The sequence below is a fragment of the Streptomyces sp. MMS24-W38 genome (genome assembly GCF_059889265.1).
This window is the reverse complement of record NZ_JCBCPP010000001.1, coordinates 5031773-5049866: the sequence shown is the minus strand read 5'-3', so window position 1 is coordinate 5049866 and position 18094 is coordinate 5031773. Positions and strand designations below refer to the sequence as shown.

The 18094-nt window shown below is 71.3% G+C and carries 16 protein-coding genes; 4 read left to right on the top strand and 12 right to left on the bottom strand.

What is annotated here, in order from left to right:
• The first annotated feature begins 71 nt into the window (after positions 1 to 71).
• Positions 72 to 884 (top strand): DsbA family protein, encoded by an 813-nt coding sequence (locus tag AC6F7H_RS21945; RefSeq protein WP_500758621.1) that lies wholly within the window; start codon positions 72 to 74, stop codon positions 882 to 884.
• Positions 885 to 974: 90 nt separating this feature from the next.
• Positions 975 to 2660: an alkaline phosphatase D family protein gene (locus AC6F7H_RS21940; RefSeq protein WP_500758620.1), complete on the top strand. Its 1686-nt coding sequence runs from the start codon at positions 975 to 977 to the stop codon at positions 2658 to 2660.
• A gap of 10 nt (positions 2661 to 2670) precedes the next feature.
• On the opposite strand, the gene AC6F7H_RS21935 is transcribed toward AC6F7H_RS21940, so the two are convergent.
• Positions 2671 to 3246 carry a dienelactone hydrolase family protein gene (locus tag AC6F7H_RS21935; RefSeq protein ID WP_109380649.1) on the bottom strand — a complete coding sequence of 192 codons (576 nt, stop codon included), beginning with the start codon at positions 3244 to 3246 and terminating at the stop codon, positions 2671 to 2673.
• Between the two features lie 151 nt (positions 3247 to 3397).
• On the opposite strand from AC6F7H_RS21935, the gene AC6F7H_RS21930 reads away from it, so the two are divergent.
• Entirely contained in the window at positions 3398 to 4591 is a 1194-nt protein-coding gene (locus tag AC6F7H_RS21930; RefSeq protein ID WP_500758619.1) for a mechanosensitive ion channel family protein, read from the top strand.
• Between the two features lie 17 nt (positions 4592 to 4608).
• On the opposite strand, the gene AC6F7H_RS21925 is transcribed toward AC6F7H_RS21930, so the two are convergent.
• The 6 genes from AC6F7H_RS21925 to AC6F7H_RS21900 form a co-directional block, all read right to left on the bottom strand.
• Positions 4609 to 5355 (bottom strand): SDR family NAD(P)-dependent oxidoreductase, encoded by a 747-nt coding sequence (locus tag AC6F7H_RS21925; RefSeq protein ID WP_500758618.1) that lies wholly within the window; start codon positions 5353 to 5355, stop codon positions 4609 to 4611.
• Between the two features lie 41 nt (positions 5356 to 5396).
• Positions 5397 to 6983, bottom strand: coding sequence for a Na+/H+ antiporter (locus tag AC6F7H_RS21920; protein WP_500758617.1), 1587 nt, complete (start codon positions 6981 to 6983; stop codon positions 5397 to 5399).
• A gap of 87 nt (positions 6984 to 7070) precedes the next feature.
• Positions 7071 to 7550 (bottom strand): GNAT family N-acetyltransferase, encoded by a 480-nt coding sequence (locus AC6F7H_RS21915; RefSeq protein ID WP_500758616.1) that lies wholly within the window; start codon positions 7548 to 7550, stop codon positions 7071 to 7073.
• Positions 7547 to 8491, bottom strand: a complete 945-nt coding sequence (locus tag AC6F7H_RS21910; protein ID WP_500758615.1) for an RluA family pseudouridine synthase — start codon at positions 8489 to 8491, stop codon at positions 7547 to 7549. The genes AC6F7H_RS21915 and AC6F7H_RS21910 overlap by 4 nt, the downstream gene beginning before the upstream one ends.
• Positions 8492 to 8546: 55 nt before the next feature.
• The gene (lspA, locus tag AC6F7H_RS21905; protein ID WP_500758614.1) at positions 8547 to 9167 is read right to left on the bottom strand and encodes a signal peptidase II; all 621 of its coding nucleotides are present in this window, start codon (positions 9165 to 9167) and stop codon (positions 8547 to 8549) included.
• Positions 9168 to 9255: 88 nt separating this feature from the next.
• On the bottom strand, positions 9256 to 10191 hold the full coding sequence (locus AC6F7H_RS21900) for a TraR/DksA family transcriptional regulator (protein ID WP_500758613.1): 936 nt from the start codon (positions 10189 to 10191) through the stop codon (positions 9256 to 9258).
• 642 nt (positions 10192 to 10833) lie between these two features.
• Between AC6F7H_RS21900 and ileS the strand changes: the two genes are divergently transcribed.
• Entirely contained in the window at positions 10834 to 14010 is a 3177-nt protein-coding gene (gene ileS, locus AC6F7H_RS21895; RefSeq protein ID WP_500758612.1) for an isoleucine--tRNA ligase, read from the top strand.
• Positions 14011 to 14266: 256 nt separating this feature from the next.
• On the opposite strand, the gene AC6F7H_RS21890 is transcribed toward ileS, so the two are convergent.
• From AC6F7H_RS21890 to pgeF, 5 genes are all read right to left on the bottom strand, one after another.
• Entirely contained in the window at positions 14267 to 15469 is a 1203-nt protein-coding gene (locus AC6F7H_RS21890) for a DivIVA domain-containing protein (RefSeq protein ID WP_500758611.1), read from the bottom strand.
• 52 nt (positions 15470 to 15521) lie between these two features.
• A complete protein-coding gene (locus AC6F7H_RS21885; protein ID WP_109383520.1) occupies positions 15522 to 15812 on the bottom strand; it encodes a YggT family protein in 291 nt (96 codons plus the stop codon).
• A 50-nt stretch (positions 15813 to 15862) separates the two neighbouring features.
• On the bottom strand, positions 15863 to 16504 hold the full coding sequence (locus AC6F7H_RS21880) for a cell division protein SepF (RefSeq protein ID WP_109383519.1): 642 nt from the start codon (positions 16502 to 16504) through the stop codon (positions 15863 to 15865).
• A gap of 127 nt (positions 16505 to 16631) precedes the next feature.
• Positions 16632 to 17363, bottom strand: a complete 732-nt coding sequence (locus AC6F7H_RS21875; RefSeq protein WP_500758610.1) for a YggS family pyridoxal phosphate-dependent enzyme — start codon at positions 17361 to 17363, stop codon at positions 16632 to 16634.
• A gap of 6 nt (positions 17364 to 17369) precedes the next feature.
• Complete coding sequence (gene pgeF / locus AC6F7H_RS21870; protein ID WP_500758609.1) at positions 17370 to 18077, bottom strand: peptidoglycan editing factor PgeF; 708 nt, start codon at positions 18075 to 18077, stop codon at positions 17370 to 17372.
• Positions 18078 to 18094: the final 17 nt, after the last annotated feature.

Sequence of the window (18094 nt, the reverse complement as noted above, 5' to 3'; positions counted from 1 at the left end):
AGTTCGAGCACCTGTAGTCCCCCATACATATCCCGCACACACTGTGCGCGTCCCCTGTGGAGAGCATCACCATGAGCAAGCGGAACAGCCAGGTGGCGAAGACGGCGGCCCGTGAGCGTCTGCGCGTCGAGCGCGAGCGCGAGGCCAAGAAGGCCAAGGTCAAGCGCCAGCTCATCGTCGCCGGCTCGATCGTCGGTGTCCTGGCGATAGCCGGCGGCATCGGCTACGCCGTCGTCCAGGCCAACCAGCCCAGCGCGTGGGAGGCCGCGGAGGACGCCAAGCTCGTCAAGCCGGCCAACAGCAGCGGCGAGAACGGCACGACCGTCGTCGTCGGCAAGGCCGACGCGAAGAAGACCCTGGAGCTGTACGAGGACCCGCGCTGCCCGATCTGCGCCACGTTCGAGCAGGGCGTCGGCAAGACGATCGAGAAGGACGTCGCGGACGGCAAGTACAAGGTCCAGTTCATCGGCGCCTCGTTCCTGGACCGCAACCTGACCGGCGAGGGCTCCAAGAACGCCCTGAGCGCCCTGGGTGCCGCGCTGAACGTCAGCCCCGAGGCGTTCCTCGCCTACAAGGCCGCGCTCTACTCGGCCGAGTTCCACCCCGAGGAGAGCCAGGACAAGTTCAAGGACGACTCCTACCTGATCAAGGTGGCGAACTCCGTCGAGGAGCTGAAGGACAACAAGGAGTTCCAGACGGCCGTGGAGAACGGCACCTACGACAGGTGGGCGCTGGAGATGTCCAAGAAGTTCGACGACAGCGACGTCAAGGGCACCCCGACGCTGATGATGGACGGCAAGAAGGTCGCCGGGGCCGACGGGCAGAGCACGCCCATGACGGCCCCCGAGTTCACCGAGGCGATCGACAAGGCCCTCAAGGCCTGACCCCCGGCCGGCTGACTCCGCACTGAAGAGCGGGCGAACTTTTGCGAGTTCGCCCGCTCTCACGTGTACCTGTCAGTAACCTGATCGGCTGTGACCAGTCGACACAGATCATCCGAGAGCACCGTCTCCGCCACCACGGACGCCGACTCCCTTGCTCCGCGCCGCCGTACGGTCGTCAAGGCGGCCGCCGCCGGCGCGGTCCTGGCGGGGCCGCTCGCCGCCGCGCCGCCCGCCCGCGCCGCCACCGCCCAGGCCCCCGCCTTCCTGCACGGGGTGGCCTCCGGCGACCCGCTGCCGGACGGCGTCCTGCTGTGGACGCGGGTGACACCGGTGCCGGAGGCGATACCCGGCTCCGGCCTCGGCCCGGACACCGAGGTCAGCTGGACCGTCGCCCTGGACAAGGCGTTCGGCACCGTCGTCGCGAAGGGCTCGACCCGCGCCACCGCCACCTCCGACCACACTGTCAAGGCCGACATCCGCGGCCTGGCGCCGGCCACCGACTACTGGTTCCGCTTCTCCGCCGGCGGCACCGACTCCCCCGTCGCCCGCACCCGCACCGCCCCGGCCGCCGACGCCGCGGTGACCGGTCTGCGCTTCGGCGTGGTCTCCTGCTCCAACTGGGAGGCCGGGCACTTCTCGGCGTACCGCCATCTCGCGGCCCGCGGCGACCTGGACGCCTGGCTGCACCTCGGTGACTACATCTACGAGTACGGCACCGGCGAGTACGGCACCCGCGGCAGGACCGTCCGCCCGCACGCACCCGCCCACGAGATCGTCACCCTCGCCGACTACCGCGTCCGGCACGCGACGTACAAGACCGACCCCGACCTCCAGGCGCTGCACGCCAAGGCGCCGGTCGTGGCGATCTGGGACGACCACGAGTTCGCCAACGACGCCTGGTCGGGCGGCGCCGAGAACCACACCGAAGGCGCGGAGGGCACCTGGGCCGCGCGTCAGGCCGCGGCCAAGCAGGCCTACTTCGAGTGGATGCCGGTGCGTCCCGCGCTGGCCGGCACCACCTACCGCCGACTGCGCTTCGGCAGGCTCGCCGACCTCTCACTGCTGGACCTGCGTTCCTTCCGCTCCCAGCAGGTCTCGTCCGGCGACAGCGAGGTCGACGACCCGGACCGCACGCTCACCGGCCGCGCCCAGCTCGACTGGCTGAAGGCGGGACTGTCGGCGTCCGACACCACCTGGCGGCTGGTCGGCACCTCGGTGATGATCTCGCCGCTCGCCCTCGGCGCGCTCCCCGCCAGTCTGCTGAAGCCGCTCGCCGAGCTGCTGGACCTGCCGCAGGAGGGCCTCGCCCTCAACACCGACCAGTGGGACGGCTACACCGCCGACCGCCGCGAACTCCTCGCCCATCTGCGGACCAACGCGATCGGCAACACGGTCTTCCTCACCGGCGACATCCACATGGCGTGGGCCAACGACGTACCGGTGAACGCGGGCACCTATCCGCTGTCCCCGTCGGCGGCCACCGAGTTCGTCGTCACCTCGGTCACCTCCGACAACCTCGACGACATCGTCAAGGTCCCCGAGGGCACCGTCTCCACGGTCGCCTCACCGCTGATCAGGACCACCAACCGGCATGTCCACTGGGTAGACACCGACCGCCACGGGTACGGCGTGCTGGACGTCACCGCCGAGCGGGCGCAGATGGACTACTACGTGCTGTCCGGCCGCACCGACCCGGCCGCCACGTCCGCGTGGGCCCGCTCGTACCGGACCCGCAGCGGCACGCAGCGGATCGAGCGCGCCCACGCCCCGGTCTGACGTCCCCGGATCAGTCCTCCAGCGAGTCGAGGAAGCCGAGCGCCACCCGCCAGGTGGCCTCGGCGGCCTCCTCGTCGTGGTCCGGCAGGTCGGGGTCGGTGTAGAGGTGACCGGCCCCGGCGTACCGGTACACCTCGACGTCGGCTCCGGCGCGGCCCATCTGCAGGTACCAGGCGCTCAGCCAGTCGTCGGTCTCGAACGGGTCCGGCTCGGCGACGTGCAGCTGCACCGGGAGGTCGTCCACCTCGGCGTTCGCCGCGATGTCCGAGGTGCCGTGCAGAAGCAGCAGCCCGCGCGCCTTGCCGTCGCCGAGGGCCAGCGTCTGGGCGACCGAGGCGCCGAAGGAGAAACCGGCGTACACCAGCCCCCGCTCCGAGTAGGGCGCGGCAGCGAGGACGGCCCGTCTCAGCAACTCGTCCCTGCCGATCGACTCCTGGTGGGCCATGCCCTCCTCGACCGTGTCGAACGTACGGCCCTCGAAGAGGTCGGGCGTCCACACCTCGTGTCCGGCGCCGCGCAGCCGGTCCGCGGCCCGGGCCACCGCGGGCCGCAGGCCGTAGGTCGAGTGAAACAGCATGATGTTCATGACGCCCATGGTGCCAGCCGGGTGTGACAGCCGGTGCGGGCCCGGTCGGCCGGGCCGGTGCACCCGGCGGGCCGACCGGGCCGGGGGCCGTACCCACGACGGCGCGAACCTCACATGTTCACTCCGCGCGAAGCCGGTTACGTTCGAGGGCATGGAAGACGTGCTCCGCCCATTGATCGTGGTCGGCGGCTCGGTCGTGCTCACCCTGGTGCTCGGCTGGGCCACCGACCGACTGCTGCGCAAGGCCGACGAACAACACCCCGAGACCCCGCTGTGGGAGCTGCTCCGCCGCGCCCGCATCCCCTACCAGCTGCTGATCTGCGCGGCCCTGCTGAGAGGGTCGTACGACCAGGCCCGGCTGTTCGAGGACCACAGGGAAGGCATCGGGCGGATCCTGACGCTGGTGCTGATCGGATCGGTCGCCTGGATGGTGATCCGGATCGCGGCGGCCGTCGTGGAGACCTCGTACACCCGGTACGCCAACGTGCACCGCGAACGCTCCCCGGCCAGGGTCCGCCGGGTGCGCACCCAGGTGACGCTGATCAGGCGGGTGGTCTCGGCGATCGTCGGGGTGGTGGCGGCGGCCGCGATGCTGCTGACCTTCCCCGCGATGCGCACGGCCGGCGCCTCACTGCTGGCCTCGGCCGGTGTCCTCGGCATCGTCGCCGGTGTCGCCGCCCAGTCCACGCTCGGCAACCTGTTCGCCGGACTGCAGATCGCCTTCGGCGACATGGTGCGCATCGGCGACACGGTCGTGGTGGACGGCGAGTGGGGCACGGTCGAGGAGATCACCCTGACCTTCCTGACCGTGCGCACCTGGGACGAGCGCCGGATCACCATGCCGGTGTCGTACTTCACGTCCAAGCCGTTCGAGAACTGGTCGCGCGGCACACCGCAGATGACCGGCACCGTCTTCTGGCACCTCGACCACTCGGCCCCGCTGGAGGCGATGCGGGGCAGGCTCCGCGACATCCTGCGGGAGTGCCCGGCCTGGGACGGCCGCGCCTACAACCTGACCGTGACGGACAGCACGCCCAGCACCATGGAGGTGCGGGCCCTGGTGACGGCCAGGGACGCGGACGACATATGGACGGTACGGGTCACGGTCCGCGAGCAGATGATCCGCTGGCTGGCCGAGGAGCACCCCTACGCCCTGCCCCGGGTCAGCACGGCCGCCGCGGAACTGCCGCCGGGCCCGGCGCCGGAGCTCGACGGCCACCGTCGCTCCCCCGGCACCGTACCCGCGGCCCGCGGCCCGCACGAGAGCACCGGGAAGCGGGAAACGCCCGCAAGCCCGACGAGCGCAACGAACACGACAAGCACAACAAGCGCTGACAAGCGCTGACAAGCGCTGACGGCGTCTCAGTGGCCGCGTTCCGCGCCGCCGTTGACCTGGATGATCTGCGAGGTGATGTGCGCGGCGCCCGGGGAGGCCAGCCAGTGCAGGGTGGCGGCCACGTCCCCGGGCCTCCCGGCCCGGCCGTCGGACGTCTCGGCGACCAGCCGCGCCCGCCGCTCGTCGTCGAGGCCGTCGCCGAAGAAGGCGGTGTCCTCGATGTAGCCGGGCGCGACCACGTTGACCGTGATGCCGTGCGGCCCCAGCTTCCGGGCGAGGCCGTGGGCGTACGGGTGCAGTCCGGCCTTGGCCGCCGCGTACGCGAGCTGCCCGGACCCCCGGTAGGCGGCGATGGAGCTGAGGAACAGCACCCGCCCGCCGGGCTCGGCGAGCCGGTCCTCCAGGGCCTCCGTGAGCAGGACGGCGGTCAGCAGGTTGAGCCGGAAGTTGACCGTCCAGTGGCGGGCGACGGCGTCGAGCGGGTCGTCGCCCCCGGCAGGGGGCTCGAGGAGACCGTTGCCCCCGGCGCTGTGGATCAGCACGTCGACGGCCCCGAACTCCCGGCCCACGAAGCCGCTGACACCGCGCACGGCGACCGGGTCGGCGAGGTCGGCGGCGTACACCGACGCCCCCGGCACCCCGGCCCCGGCCCGTTCCAGCACGTCCCCGCGCCGCCCGAGCAGCAGCACCCGGTCCCCGTCCGCGGCGAACATCCGTGCCGCCGCCAGCCCGATCCCCGTACCGCCCCCGCTGATCACCACGTTTCTCGTCATGCCCCGACCCTACGAACAGAAGGCCGCACCGGGGGACGAACTCACCGCATGCTCCGCACATCCAGATGTCGCAGCACCCGGTCCACCACCCCGGGGTCGGCCCCCGCCTCACTGCGTGCCGCCAGCACCTCGTGCCGGGCGGCACTCAGCATCTCGCTCCGGATCCGCCGTACCCGCTTCGCCCGCCGGGTCCGCTGCCGGTGGGACTCCCTCCGCTCGTCGCCCGCCATGTCCGGGTTGATCTGCATCCCGATCTCGAAGGCGCTCCGCAGCATCTGCTCGGACAGCTCCTCCGGCAGCTCCTCGACCTCCTCGATCTCCCGCAGCCGCCGCTTGGCCGCCCGTGCCGCCCGTACCGCGAGATCCCGCTCGTACTCCTTCTCCCGCCCGGCGTCGGCCTCCACTCCCAGCCGCTTCACCAGCCACGGCAGGGTCATCCCCTGGACCAGCAGCGTCGCCATGATCACGCCGAACGCGATGAAGACGATCTCGCCGCGGACGGGAAAGGCGTCCCCGGCATCGGTCTGCAGCGGGATCGCCAGCGCCAGCGCCACGGAGGCCACCCCGCGCATCCCGGACCACCACATCACCACGGTCTCGCGCCAGCCGAGCGGGACCTCCTCGTCGAGGTCCCGCGCGGAGTGCAGCCGCTTCGTCAGCCAGGCCGCCGGCAGCAGCCACAGCAGCCGGACGAGGACGACCACCCCCACGATCGCCGCCGCCCAGCGGAGCAGCTCGCCCCAGTGGCCGGCCGCGGTCCTGAGCGCGATGTGCAGCTCGAGGCCGACCAGCCCGAACGCGACACCGGTGACGAGCGTGTCGACGATGTCCCAGAAGGCGTGCCCGGCGAGCCGGGTCATGACCTCGTCGGCGTCGGTGGCGTACTCCACCAGGAACAGCGCGGTGGTGAGTACGGCGAGCACCCCCGAGCCGTGCAGTTCCTCGGCCAGGGCGTAGGCGGCGAACGGCACCAGCAGGCTCATCGCGATCTGCAGGGTCGCGTCCCCGAGCAGGCCCATCAGCCGGTTGGCCCCCCAGCCCAGCGCGAGGCCGACCGCGACCGCCACCACCGCCGACAGCACCAGGTCCAGCCCCGCCCGCCAGGGCGAGAAGGTTCCGCTCACGGCGGCGGCGATCGCCACGTGGTACAGCACGATCGCCGTCACGTCGTTGAACAGGCCCTCGCCCTCCAGGATCGACACCAGCCGGCGCGGCAGCCCCAGCTTCCCGGCGACGGCGGTCGCCGCGACCGGGTCGGGCGGCGCGACCAGTGCGCCGAGGGCCACGGCGGCGGCCAGCGGCAGACCCGGCACGATCGCGTGCGCCACGACGGCCACACACAGCGTGGTGACGAACACCAGCGCCACGGCCAGCAGGAGGATCGGTCTGACGTTCGCGGCGAACTGGCGCCAGGACGTCCGGCGGACGGCGGCGTAGAGCAGGGGCGGCAACAGCAGCGGCAGGATCAGGTCCGGCGGAATGTCGACGTTCGGGACGAACGGCAACAGCGCCAGGGCGATCCCGAAGACCGTCATCAGCACCGGCGCCGGCAGCCCCAGTCGGTCCCCGACCGGGACGCTCACCACGGCCCCGAGCAACACGGTGAACAGCAAGGCCAACTGATCCACGGTCAGCGCTCCGGGCGGGTCGACGGTCGGGCAGCAGGCTTCCAGCCTGTCACGCCCCTGCCCTCAGCAGGTCGTTCGATGCCCCGGTCACAGAACGCGCCGCATGGCCCGGTGCGGCATGCCCGCGTCCGGGAACTCCGGCCCGTACGCCTCGTACCCCAGCCGCTCGTAGAACCCCAGGGCATGGGTCTGCGCGTGCAGGTCGACGGCGGTGAGCCCGCGCGCGCGGGCCGCCTCCTCGATGCCCCGCACCAGCGCCGCCCCGACGCCGAGCCCGCGCGCCCGGCGGGTCACCGCGAGCCGCCCCAGGGAACCGCGCGTCTGTTGCACGGCGAGGCCGCCACCGTTCTTCGCTGCGGCGGCCTCGCCGTGCAGCAGACGCCCGGTGCCGAGCGCCGTGCCGTCCTCGCCGAGCGCCAGCACGTGCACGGCACCGGAGTCGTACGCGTCGTACTCGATTTCCTCCGGCACGCCCTGCTCGGCGACGAAGACCTCCTTGCGGACCGCGAAGCACGCCTCCCGGTCGCCGGGCTCCACCGCCTCGCGGACCACGTACGGGGTGCTCACGCGTACGTCTCCTCCCGGACCTGGTCCAGCGCCTGCTGCAGGTCCTCGGGGTAGTCGCTGCTGAACTCCGCCCACCGGCCGTCCCCCGGGTGTTCGAAGCCGAGCCGTACGGCGTGCAGCCACTGGCGGGTCAGGCGGAGCCGCTTGGCGAGCGTGGGATCGGCGCCGTACGTCAGGTCGCCCACGCAGGGGTGCCGGTGGGCGGCCATGTGGACGCGGATCTGGTGGGTGCGGCCGGTCTCCAGCTTGATGTCGAGGAGGGAGGCGGCGCGGAAGGCCTCGACGAGGTCGTAGTGCGTGACGGAGGGCTTGCCCTCGGCGATGACCGCCCACTTGTAGTCGTGGTTCGGATGGCGGCCGATGGGCGCGTCGATGGTGCCGCTGGTCGGGTCGGGGTGGCCCTGGACCAGCGTGTGGTAGCGCTTGTCGACCGTGCGCTCCTTGAACTGGCGCTTCAGCGACGTGTACGCGTACTCGGACTTGGCGACCACCATGAGGCCGGAGGTGCCGACGTCCAGGCGGTGCACGATGCCCTGGCGCTCGGCGGCGCCGGAGGTCGAGATGCGGTACCCGGCGGCGGCGAGACCGCCGATCACGGTCGGTCCGGTCCAGCCGGGCGAGGGGTGGGCGGCGACCCCGACCGGCTTGACGACGACGACCACGTCGTCGTCGTCGTGCACGATCTCCATGCCCTCGACGGGCTCGGCGACCACCTGGACCGGCGCGGGCGCCTGCGGCATCTCCACCTCGAGCCAGGCACCGCCGCTGACCCGCTCCGACTTGCCGACCACCGATCCGTCGACCGTGACCTTTCCCGCGGCGGCGAGCTCGGCCGCCTTGGTCCGGGAGAAGCCGAGCATGCGGGAGATGGCGGCGTCGACGCGCTCGCCCTCCAGGCCGTCGGGCACGGGCAGGGTACGGATCTCGGGAATGGTGCTCACCCGTCGAGTATGCCGGACCGGTCGGACAACCCCGTACGCGCGTTCAGCGGGCCGGTCAGTCCTTGTGGACGGTTCCGTCCGGGTCGAGGCCCCGGAAGGACAGCAGGACGATCAGGATGCCGCCGCAGACGATCGCCGAGTCCGCCAGGTTGAAGACGGCGAAGTGCTTGGGCGCGATGAAGTCCACGACCGCGCCCTGGAAGACGCCCGGGGAGCGGAAGATCCTGTCCGTGAGGTTGCCGAGGGCACCGCCGAGCAGCAGCCCCAGCGCGATCGCCCAGGGCAGGCTGTACAGCTTGCGGGCGAGCCGGACGATCACCACGATCACCGTCGCCGCGATCACCGTGAAGATCACGGTGAAGGCCTCGCCGAAACCGAAGGCCGCGCCCGCGTTGCGGATGGCCTCGAACCTCAGCCAGTCCCCGATGATCTCGATGGGCGCGTGGTGCTCCAGCTTGGCGACCACGATCATCTTGCTGATCAGATCGAGGGCGTAGGCGACGGCGGCGACGGCGAACAGCACGGCCACCCGCCGCTTGCCGCGGGGTGTCCCAGCCGCTGTGTCCGGGGCATCGGCCCGAGCCCCCTCGGCCCGGTCGTGCTCGGCACGGTCCTGCCCGTCCCGGTCCGCGTCCGGGGTCTCCGGCGTACCGATGATGCGCTCCGCCTCTGCCACGTGAGTCCCTCAACCTAGGTACCTGACTGAGGACGAGGGTACGACACACCCCGCACGGCCCTCGTGCTCAGGAGGCATGTGGAGATGATCAGTAGCGGCGCTCCTGCTTCTGCTTGCACTCGACGCACAGCGTGGCCCGGGGGAAGGCCTGCATACGGGCCTTCCCGATGGGGTTGCCGCAGTTCTCGCACAGGCCGTAGGTACCGGCGTCCAGGCGCTGCGTGGCGCGCTCGTACTGGGTGAGCATCTCGCGCGCGTTGGCGGCGAGCGCCAGTTCGTGCTCCCGCGTGATGTTCTTCGTACCGGTGTCGGCCTGGTCGTCGCCCGCGCCGTCACCGGAGTCCCGCATCAGGCCGGCCAGCGATCGCTCGGACGAGCTGATCTCCTCGCTCAGCCGCAGCACCTCGGTCATCAGTTCGGCCCGCGCGTCCTCGACCTCCTCCGGCGTCCAGGGATCCTCGCCCGGGCGCACCGCGAGATCGCCGGGCTCCACCGCCACGATCCGCGCCTTGGGCACGGCGGTCTCCGCCGCCGTCGCCGTACCCGGAGTCTTCTTAGCGCCCACCGTGGTCGCTCCCGTCTGCGTCGCGGTCCCGGCCGCGCCCGCGTCAGTGGCCGTGCCGCGCCCGGCCATGTCCTGTGTGCCCCCGCTGGTCCTGGTGGTGCCCTTGCGTGCGGCGCCCCGGCCGGCCTGCTCCCCGGCGCCCTGCGAAACACCGGCCCGCCCGACGCCGGCCCCCGCTCCGGCCGCTTTCCCGCCCGAGCCGTCAGCCGCCGCTGCTGCTGCGGAGACCTCCTTCTTCGCGGCCGCCTTCTTCCCCGCCGCCCCTTCCGCGGCCTTTCCCGCCGCCTTCTTCGCGGCCGCCTTCCGCGTGGCCGCTCCCTTCCCGGCCGCCTTCTCCGCCGTCGCCTTCCCGCCCCCCCGGGTGCTCCTCCTGCCGTCCTCCCCCTCGGCTCCGCCGCCGGAAGCGGGCGCGGCCCTGCTGGACACCGACTTCTCGTCGGCGGTCTTCTTCGCCACCATGGCCGCGGCCCCTTCACATACCGTGATCTTGCGCGCGAATCGTGCTGGGACGATAAATCGACTCGGGTCCCGCGGCAACGGGGCGCACCGCCCGATCCGCCCACCCCGCCGACGCCGCGCGGCGGACCTGCATGCGTTGTGCCCAGCTCCCCGTCGGGTATGCCATCAAGCCGGACGTCCGCGAATCCGAACGCCCGTACCACTCCATTCGGGCGTATGTCACCCCATGGGGGTCTCCGTGACGCCCGCGCGGTCCTCGCCTGCCGCCCGCCCGGAAACCGGTCGGCCGCTGTCGCCTCCGCGCCGTACACTGGGCGCAGCGAGAAGCGTGGATGGGGACGAGTAGCGGCGTACGCAGCCCAGAGCGACCCGGGGACGGTGTGAGCCCGGGGGCGAGCCCGACGTGAAGATCACCCCGGAGCCGCCGGAGGAAAGTCCTGGACAGTGGGCCCGGCCCACAGGCCCACCCGGGCGAGTAGAACCGGCATCGCGACCCCAATGAGGGGGCTCACCGGAGCACACGACGCACCGGGGGGCCAAGGAGGGTGGTACCGCGGGAGCGCGCCGACGGCGGCGCAGGGATCGACACAGCTCTCGTCCCTCCGGACGGAAGGCAGCAAGTCCGCCGGAGGAAGCCCGCTGATGACAACGCCGACGTACCGACAGGTGCCAGCCCAGGTCGACCTGCCCGCCCTCGAGCACGCCGTGCTCGACTTCTGGCGGGAACAAAAGATCTTCGCCAAGAGCCTCGAGCAGTCCGAGGGCCGCCCCGAGTGGGTGTTCTACGAGGGCCCGCCCACCGCCAACGGCATGCCGGGCGCCCACCACATCGAGGCGCGCGTCTTCAAGGACGTCTTCCCCCGCTTCCGGACCATGCAGGGCTACCACGTGGGCCGCAAGGCCGGCTGGGACTGCCACGGCCTCCCGGTGGAGCTGGCGGTGGAGAAGGAGCTCGGCTTCTCCGGAAAGCAGGACATCGAGGCGTACGGCATCGCCGAGTTCAACGCCAAGTGCCGCGAGTCGGTGACCCGCCACACCGACGCCTTCGAAGAGCTCACGACCCGTATGGGCTACTGGGCCGACCTCAACGACCCCTACCGCACCATGGACCCGGAGTACATCGAGTCCGTCTGGTGGTCGCTGAAGGAGATCTTCAACAAGGGGCTGCTGGTCCAGGACCACCGTGTCGCCCCCTGGTGCCCGCGCTGCGGCACCGGCCTGTCCGACCACGAGCTGGCGCAGGGCTACGAGACGGTCGTCGACCCGTCCGTCTACGTCCGCTTCCCGCTCACCTCCGGCCCGCTGGCCGGCGAGGCCTCGCTCCTGGTGTGGACGACCACCCCCTGGACCCTGGTCTCCAACACCGCGGTCGCCGCGCACCCCGAGGTGACCTACGTGGTCGCCACTGATGGCGAAGAGAAGCTGGTCGTCGCCGAGCCGCTGGTCGCGGGGGCCCTCGGCGAGGGCTGGGAGCCCACCGGGCAGACCTTCACCGGCGCCGAGATGGAGCGCTGGACGTACCGGCGTCCCTTCGAGCTCGTCGAGTTCCCGAGCGCAGGCGAGGGAACCAACGGGCACAGCTCCGAGCCGGCCCACTACGTGGTGAACGCCGACTACGTCACCACCGAGGACGGCACGGGTCTGGTCCACCAGTCCCCCGCCTTCGGTGAGGACGACCTCAAGGTCTGCCGCGCCTACGGTCTGCCGGTGGTGAACCCGGTCCGCCCGGACGGCACCTTCGAGGAGGACGTCCCGCTGGTCGGCGGCGTCTTCTTCAAGAAGGCCGACGAGAGGCTGACGGAGGACCTGGACAGCCGCGGCCTGCTCTTCCGGCACACCCCGTACGAGCACAGCTACCCGCACTGCTGGCGCTGCCACACCGCGCTGCTGTACTACGCGCAGCCGTCCTGGTACATCCGGACCACGGCCGTCAAGGACCGGCTGCTCGAGGAGAACGAGAACACCAACTGGTTCCCGGACTCGGTCAAGCACGGCCGGTACGGCGACTGGCTGAACAACAACATCGACTGGGCGCTGTCCCGCAACCGCTACTGGGGCACCCCGCTGCCGATCTGGCGCTGCGAGGACGACCACCTCACCTGCGTCGGCTCGCTCACCGAGCTGACCGGGCTGACCGGCACCGACCAGTCGGGCCTCGACCCGCACCGCCCGTACATCGACGAGGTCACCTTCGCCTGCCCGCAGGAGGGCTGCGCGAAGACCGCCACGCGCGTGCCGGAGGTCATCGACGCCTGGTACGACTCCGGTTCGATGCCGTTCGCGCAGTGGGGCTACCCGTACAAGAACAAGGAGCTGTTCGAGGCCCGCTACCCGGCGCAGTTCATCTGCGAGGCCATCGACCAGACCCGCGGCTGGTTCTACACGTTGATGGCGGTCGGCACGCTGGTCTTCGACAAGTCGTCCTACGAGAACGTCGTCTGCCTCGGCCACATCCTCGCCGAGGACGGCCGCAAGATGTCCAAGCACCTGGGCAACATCCTGCAGCCGATCCCGCTGATGGACCGGCACGGCGCGGACGCGGTCCGCTGGTTCATGGCGGCCGGCGGCTCCCCGTGGGCGGCCCGCCGGGTGGGGCACGGCACCATCCAGGAGGTCGTCCGCAAGACGCTCCTGACGTACTGGAACACGGTCGCCTTCCAGGCGCTGTACGCGCGCACCTCCGGCTGGGCCCCGTCCGAGGCCGACCCGGCGCCCGCCGACCGTCCGCTGCTGGACCGCTGGCTGCTCTCCGAACTGCACGCGCTCACCGACCAGGTGACCCGGGCGCTGGAGGGCTTCGACACCCAGCGGGCCGGCAAACTGCTGTCCGCGTTCGTCGACGACCTGTCCAACTGGTACGTCCGCCGCTCCCGGCGCCGCTTCTGGCAGGGCGACAAGGCCGCGCTGCGCACCCTGCACGAGGTCGTGGAGACGGTCACCAAGCTGATGGCCCCGCTGACCCCGTTCATCACCGAGCGGGTCTGGCAGGACCTGGTCGTGCCGGTCACCCCGGACGCCCCCGAGTCGGTCCATCTGTCCTCCTGGCCCGAGGCGGACCTGACGGCGATCGACCCGGAGCTGTCCACCCAGATGGTGCTGGTGCGCCGCCTGGTGGAGCTGGGACGGGCCACCCGCGCGGAGTCGGGGGTCAAGACCCGCCAGCCGCTGAGGCGCGCCCTGATCGCGGCGAGCGGCTTCGGCGCCCTCCACCCCGAGCTGCACACGCAGATCACCGAGGAGCTGAACGTCGAGTCCCTGGCGTCCCTCTCCGAGGTGGGCGGCTCACTGGTGGACACGACGGCGAAGGCCAACTTCCGCGCGCTGGGCAAGCGGTTCGGCAAGCGGGTCCAGGACGTGGCCCGGGCCGTCGCGGACGCGGACGCCGCCGCGCTGTCCCTGGCACTGCGTGAGGGCACCGCCGCGGTGGAGGTCGACGGTGAGACGATCACCCTCTCCCCGGACGAGGTGATCATCACGGAAACCCCGCGCGAGGGCTGGTCGGTGGCCTCCGACTCGGGTGCCACGGTCGCGCTGGACCTGGAGATCACCGAGGAGCTGCGCCGCGCGGGCCTGGCCCGGGACGCGATCCGGCTGATCCAGGAGGCCCGCAAGAACAGCGGCCTCGACGTGGCCGACCGGATCGCCCTGCGCTGGACGGCCACGGAGGCCGCCACCATCGCGGCCCTGACCGAGCACTCCGCTCTGATCGCCGAAGAGGTCCTGGCGACGGACTTCGCCCAGGGAGAGGCGGACGACTCCTACGGGCAGGCGTTCGCGGACGAGGGCCTGTCCCTGACGTTCCGGCTGCGCAAGGCGTAACGCTCCGAGTGCGCCCCTCGGGGCGCGGGGCCGTGTCGACATGCGGCGCCTCCGCGCCGAAGGTCCGGACTCACCAAGATTTTCGGTGAGCCCGGACCTTCGGCGTTGTGTACGTCGGACACCGCACCCAAGCCTGAACAAACACTGCAAACTCCGTGAACGCGCGTAGCGAAAGGGCGGGGTCCCGGGTTGTCGAACCCGGGACCCCGCCCTGAACGCCGTCGGCCGTCAGGCCGTACTCATGGCCGTGAGGCCGTCAGTTGTCGTCCTCGTCGATCAGGAACCCGCGCATCGGCGAGGGCGCCTGGCCCATCGGCGACGGCCCCTGCGGGCGCACAGGCGCCATGGGCTGGGTCATCGCCGGCTGCATCTGCTGCTGGCTGCCGTAGGACGGGCCGGGCTGGGTGCCCGGACCGCCGCCCATCGGCTGGCTGCCGCCGTAGGACGGCGCACCGGCACCGGCCGGAGCCATCGAGGGCGCCGGGGACGGCGGCAGCGACGCGGCGGCCGGTTGACGCGGCGGGGCGAGCGAGTCGTCCGCCTGGGTCTCCAGCTGACGCAGCTGCGACTCCAGGTAGGACTTCAGCCGCGTGCGGTACTCGCGCTCGAAGCCGCGCAGGTCCTCGACCTTGCGCTCCAGCGTGGCGCGGGCGGACTCCAGGGAGCCCATCGCGACGCGGTGCTTCTCCTGCGCGTCCCGCTCCAGGGCGTCCGCCTTGGCGCGGGCGTCCCGCTCGAGACCCTCGGCACGCGAACGCGCCTCGCCGACGATCTTGTTGGCCTCGGAACGGGCCTCGGCGATCGCCTGGTCGGCGGTCTGCTGGGCCAGCGAGAGCACGCGGGCCGCGCTGTCACCACCGGGGCCGCCCTGCTGGCCGGGGAGGCCGGGAGGACCGCCCATGGGGCCGCCGGGGCCGCCCATCGGGCCGCCGGGGCCCATCTGGCCCGGCATCTGGCCCTGCATCGGACCGCCCTGGCCCATCTGCCCCTGCATCGGGCCGCCCTGGCCCATCGGCCCGGGACCCTGACCCATGGGGCCGGGACCCTGCGGGCCGCCCTGTCCACCGGGGCCGGCGGGCAACTGCGGCGCACCGCTCGGCAGCTGGGGCGGACCACCCATGGGGCCACCCATCTGCTGCTGCGGCGGGCCCGATATGCCGGCGGGCACCGGTCCGCCGGGACCTCGCATGCCCTGCTGGGGCATGCCCTGGGGAGGCGGCCCCTGCTGCCCCTGCTGGTCCTGTGGTTCAGGGGGCTTGCGCATGTTCTGCTGGTTCTGGGCAGCAGCGCGCGTGGCCGCGGCCAGTTTGGCGCGCAGGTCCTCGTTCTCTCGGAGCAGGCGCGTCAGTTCGGCTTCGACCTCGTCGAGGAAGGCATCGACCTCGTCCTCGTCATAGCCTTCTCGGAGGCGGACGGTCGTGAACTGCTTGTTCCGCACGTCCTCGGGGGTCAACGGCATCTCTTCACCTCAACGTAGTCATCGGCAGTCGGCAGGCCCATGTCGTCCACAGTCACCTCAGCGCACTGCCCACGAGGGAGATCAGGATGTAGACAATGATCATCAGTACGAAGAAGGACAGGTCGAGCGCCACGCCCCCGAGACGCAGCGGCGGGATGAACCGCCGCAGAAGCTTCAGCGGTGGATCGGTGACAGTGTAGGTGGCCTCCAGGACGACCACCATCGCCTTGCCGGGTTGCCACGAGCGGGCGAACTGGAAGACGTAGTCCATGACCAGACGGAAGATGAGCACGATGAGGAACACCATCAGCGCGATGTAGATCACCTGCGCGAACACGCTCATGGCCTGTCGGTCCCTCTCCCCTGCGTCCTGCTTCTGTCCGGTCCTGCGTCTCAGCTCTGGTTGAAGAACCCGCCCTCTGCGATACGGGCCTTGTCCTCCGCCGTGACATCGACGTTAGCAGGAGACAGCAGGAACACCTTCTGCGTCACCCGCTCGATACTGCCGTGAAGACCAAACACCAGACCGGCCGCAAAGTCGACAAGTCGCTTCGCGTCCGTGTCGTCCATCTCCGTGAGATTCATGATCACCGGGGTGCCCTCACGGAAGTGTTCCCCGATGGTACGGGCCTCGTTGTAGGTCCGCGGGTGAAGCGTGGTGATCCGGTAAGGCTCTCGTTCCGACACGACCTTGGGCATGATCACCGGTGCGTTCTTCTCCAGGTTCGCGCGTTCTTGTGTGATGGATGCCACGGGCGCGATGCGCGCCGGGCGTGCCGATTCAGCGGGAAGCGAAGCGGACCGGGCGACCGGCTCGCGAGGCGGAGGCGGTTGCACGACTCGCACCTCTTCGTCCCTTTGGAGTTGATGTGCCCCATGCAACTGGTGCGACGGTTCGTGCCGCCGGTGGTCCCGCTCGGGCTCCGGGTCGAGTTCGGGCTCGAAGTCGTCGTCTGGGTCAAATCCGCGGCCGTCGTACCCATCGTCCTCCACGAGGCCGAGGTAGACCGCCATCTTGCGCATCGCGCCGGCCATGCTCCGAGTCCTCCTCTGTGGTGGATCCGCTGACGACCGCCAAGTGCCCGCGATCCACAAGGTCCTCAAGTCCGCCCATCAGCGGCAATGACCATATTTTCTACTGTGGTCCGACTTCCTGGCGACGTTACCCGAGCCCGGGGCGGACTCCGAGTACCGCACTGCCGACGCGCACATGTGTCGCTCCGGCCGCAACGGCCTGTTCGAGATCCGTACTCATCCCCGCAGAAACCATTTTCGCAGCCGGATGAGACGTGCGCAGGTCGGTCGACAAATCCATCAAGCGCTCGAACGCCGCCTGTTGCCGCCCGGCGTACTTCCCGGCGAGCGGGGCGACGGTCATCAGCCCCTCCAGCCGCAGCCCTTCGGACACGGCGATCAGATCGGCCAACTCCGCGACGCCGCCCGGCGCGACACCGCCGCGCTCGCCCCGGCCCCCACCCGCCGCGGGCTCATCGGCGTCGAGCGCGACCTGGACGAGGCAGCCGAGTTCGCGTCCGGCCCGCACGGCTTCCCTGGCGAGGGCCGTGACAAGTCGGGCACGGTCGACGGACTGCACGAAATCCGCGTAACCGACCACGGATCGCACCTTGTTGGTCTGAAGCTGTCCGACGAAGTGCCAAGAAAGGGGCAGATCAGAGCATTCGGCCGCTTTAGGGGCGGCGTCCTGGTCACGGTTCTCGGCGACATGACGTACACCGAGTTCCGACAGGATCCGCACATCACTGGCGGGGAAGGTCTTGGTGACCACGATCAGGGTCACCTCGTCGCGCCCGCGTCCGGCGGCCGCGCACGCGGCGGCGATCCGTCGCTCCACATCCGCGAGGTTCGCGGCGAGTTCGTCCCTACGTTCCGTCATGCCCCATCAGTCCAGCCACACATAGCCCGCGAGCCGCCCGGTGGAGCGGTCGCGCCGGTACGAGAAGTGATCGTCCGACTCCAGAGTGCACACCTGCGACCGCTCGCGGTCGCGCACCCCGAGCCGTTCGAGCTGAGCGTGCACGCCCCCGGCCACATCGACCGCCGGCGTACCCCAGCTCGTCTCGGCGTGCGCCGCCGGTTCGACGGCGGCCACGTCGGCGCGCATCCCCTCCGGTACCTCGTAGCACCGGCCGCAGACGGCGGGCCCGGTGCGGGCGACGATCCGGGCCGGGTCGGCGCCGAGTTCGGTCATGGCCCGCACGGCGGCGGGGACCACCCCCGCGACCAGTCCGGGCCGTCCCGCGTGGGCCGCCGCGGCCACGCCGGCGACGGGGTCGGCGAGCAGCACCGGCACGCAGTCGGCGGTGAGCACGGCGAGGGCGAGGCCCCGTCGCGCGGTGACGACCGCGTCGGCCTCGGGGACCGGACGGTCGCCCCACGGCGCGTCGACCACCTTCGCGTCGGCGCCGTGCACCTGGTTCATCCACACCACCCGGGCCGGGTCGAGGCCCAGGGACTTCGCGGCCAGCTCGCGGTTGACGCGTACGGCGCCGGGATCGTCGCCGACCGCCCCACCGAGGTTGAGCTCCGCATACGGAGCGGCGCTCACCCCGCCCCACCGGTCGGTGAAGGCGAAGTGCGCGCCGCGCACGCTCTCGTGCCGCCTTA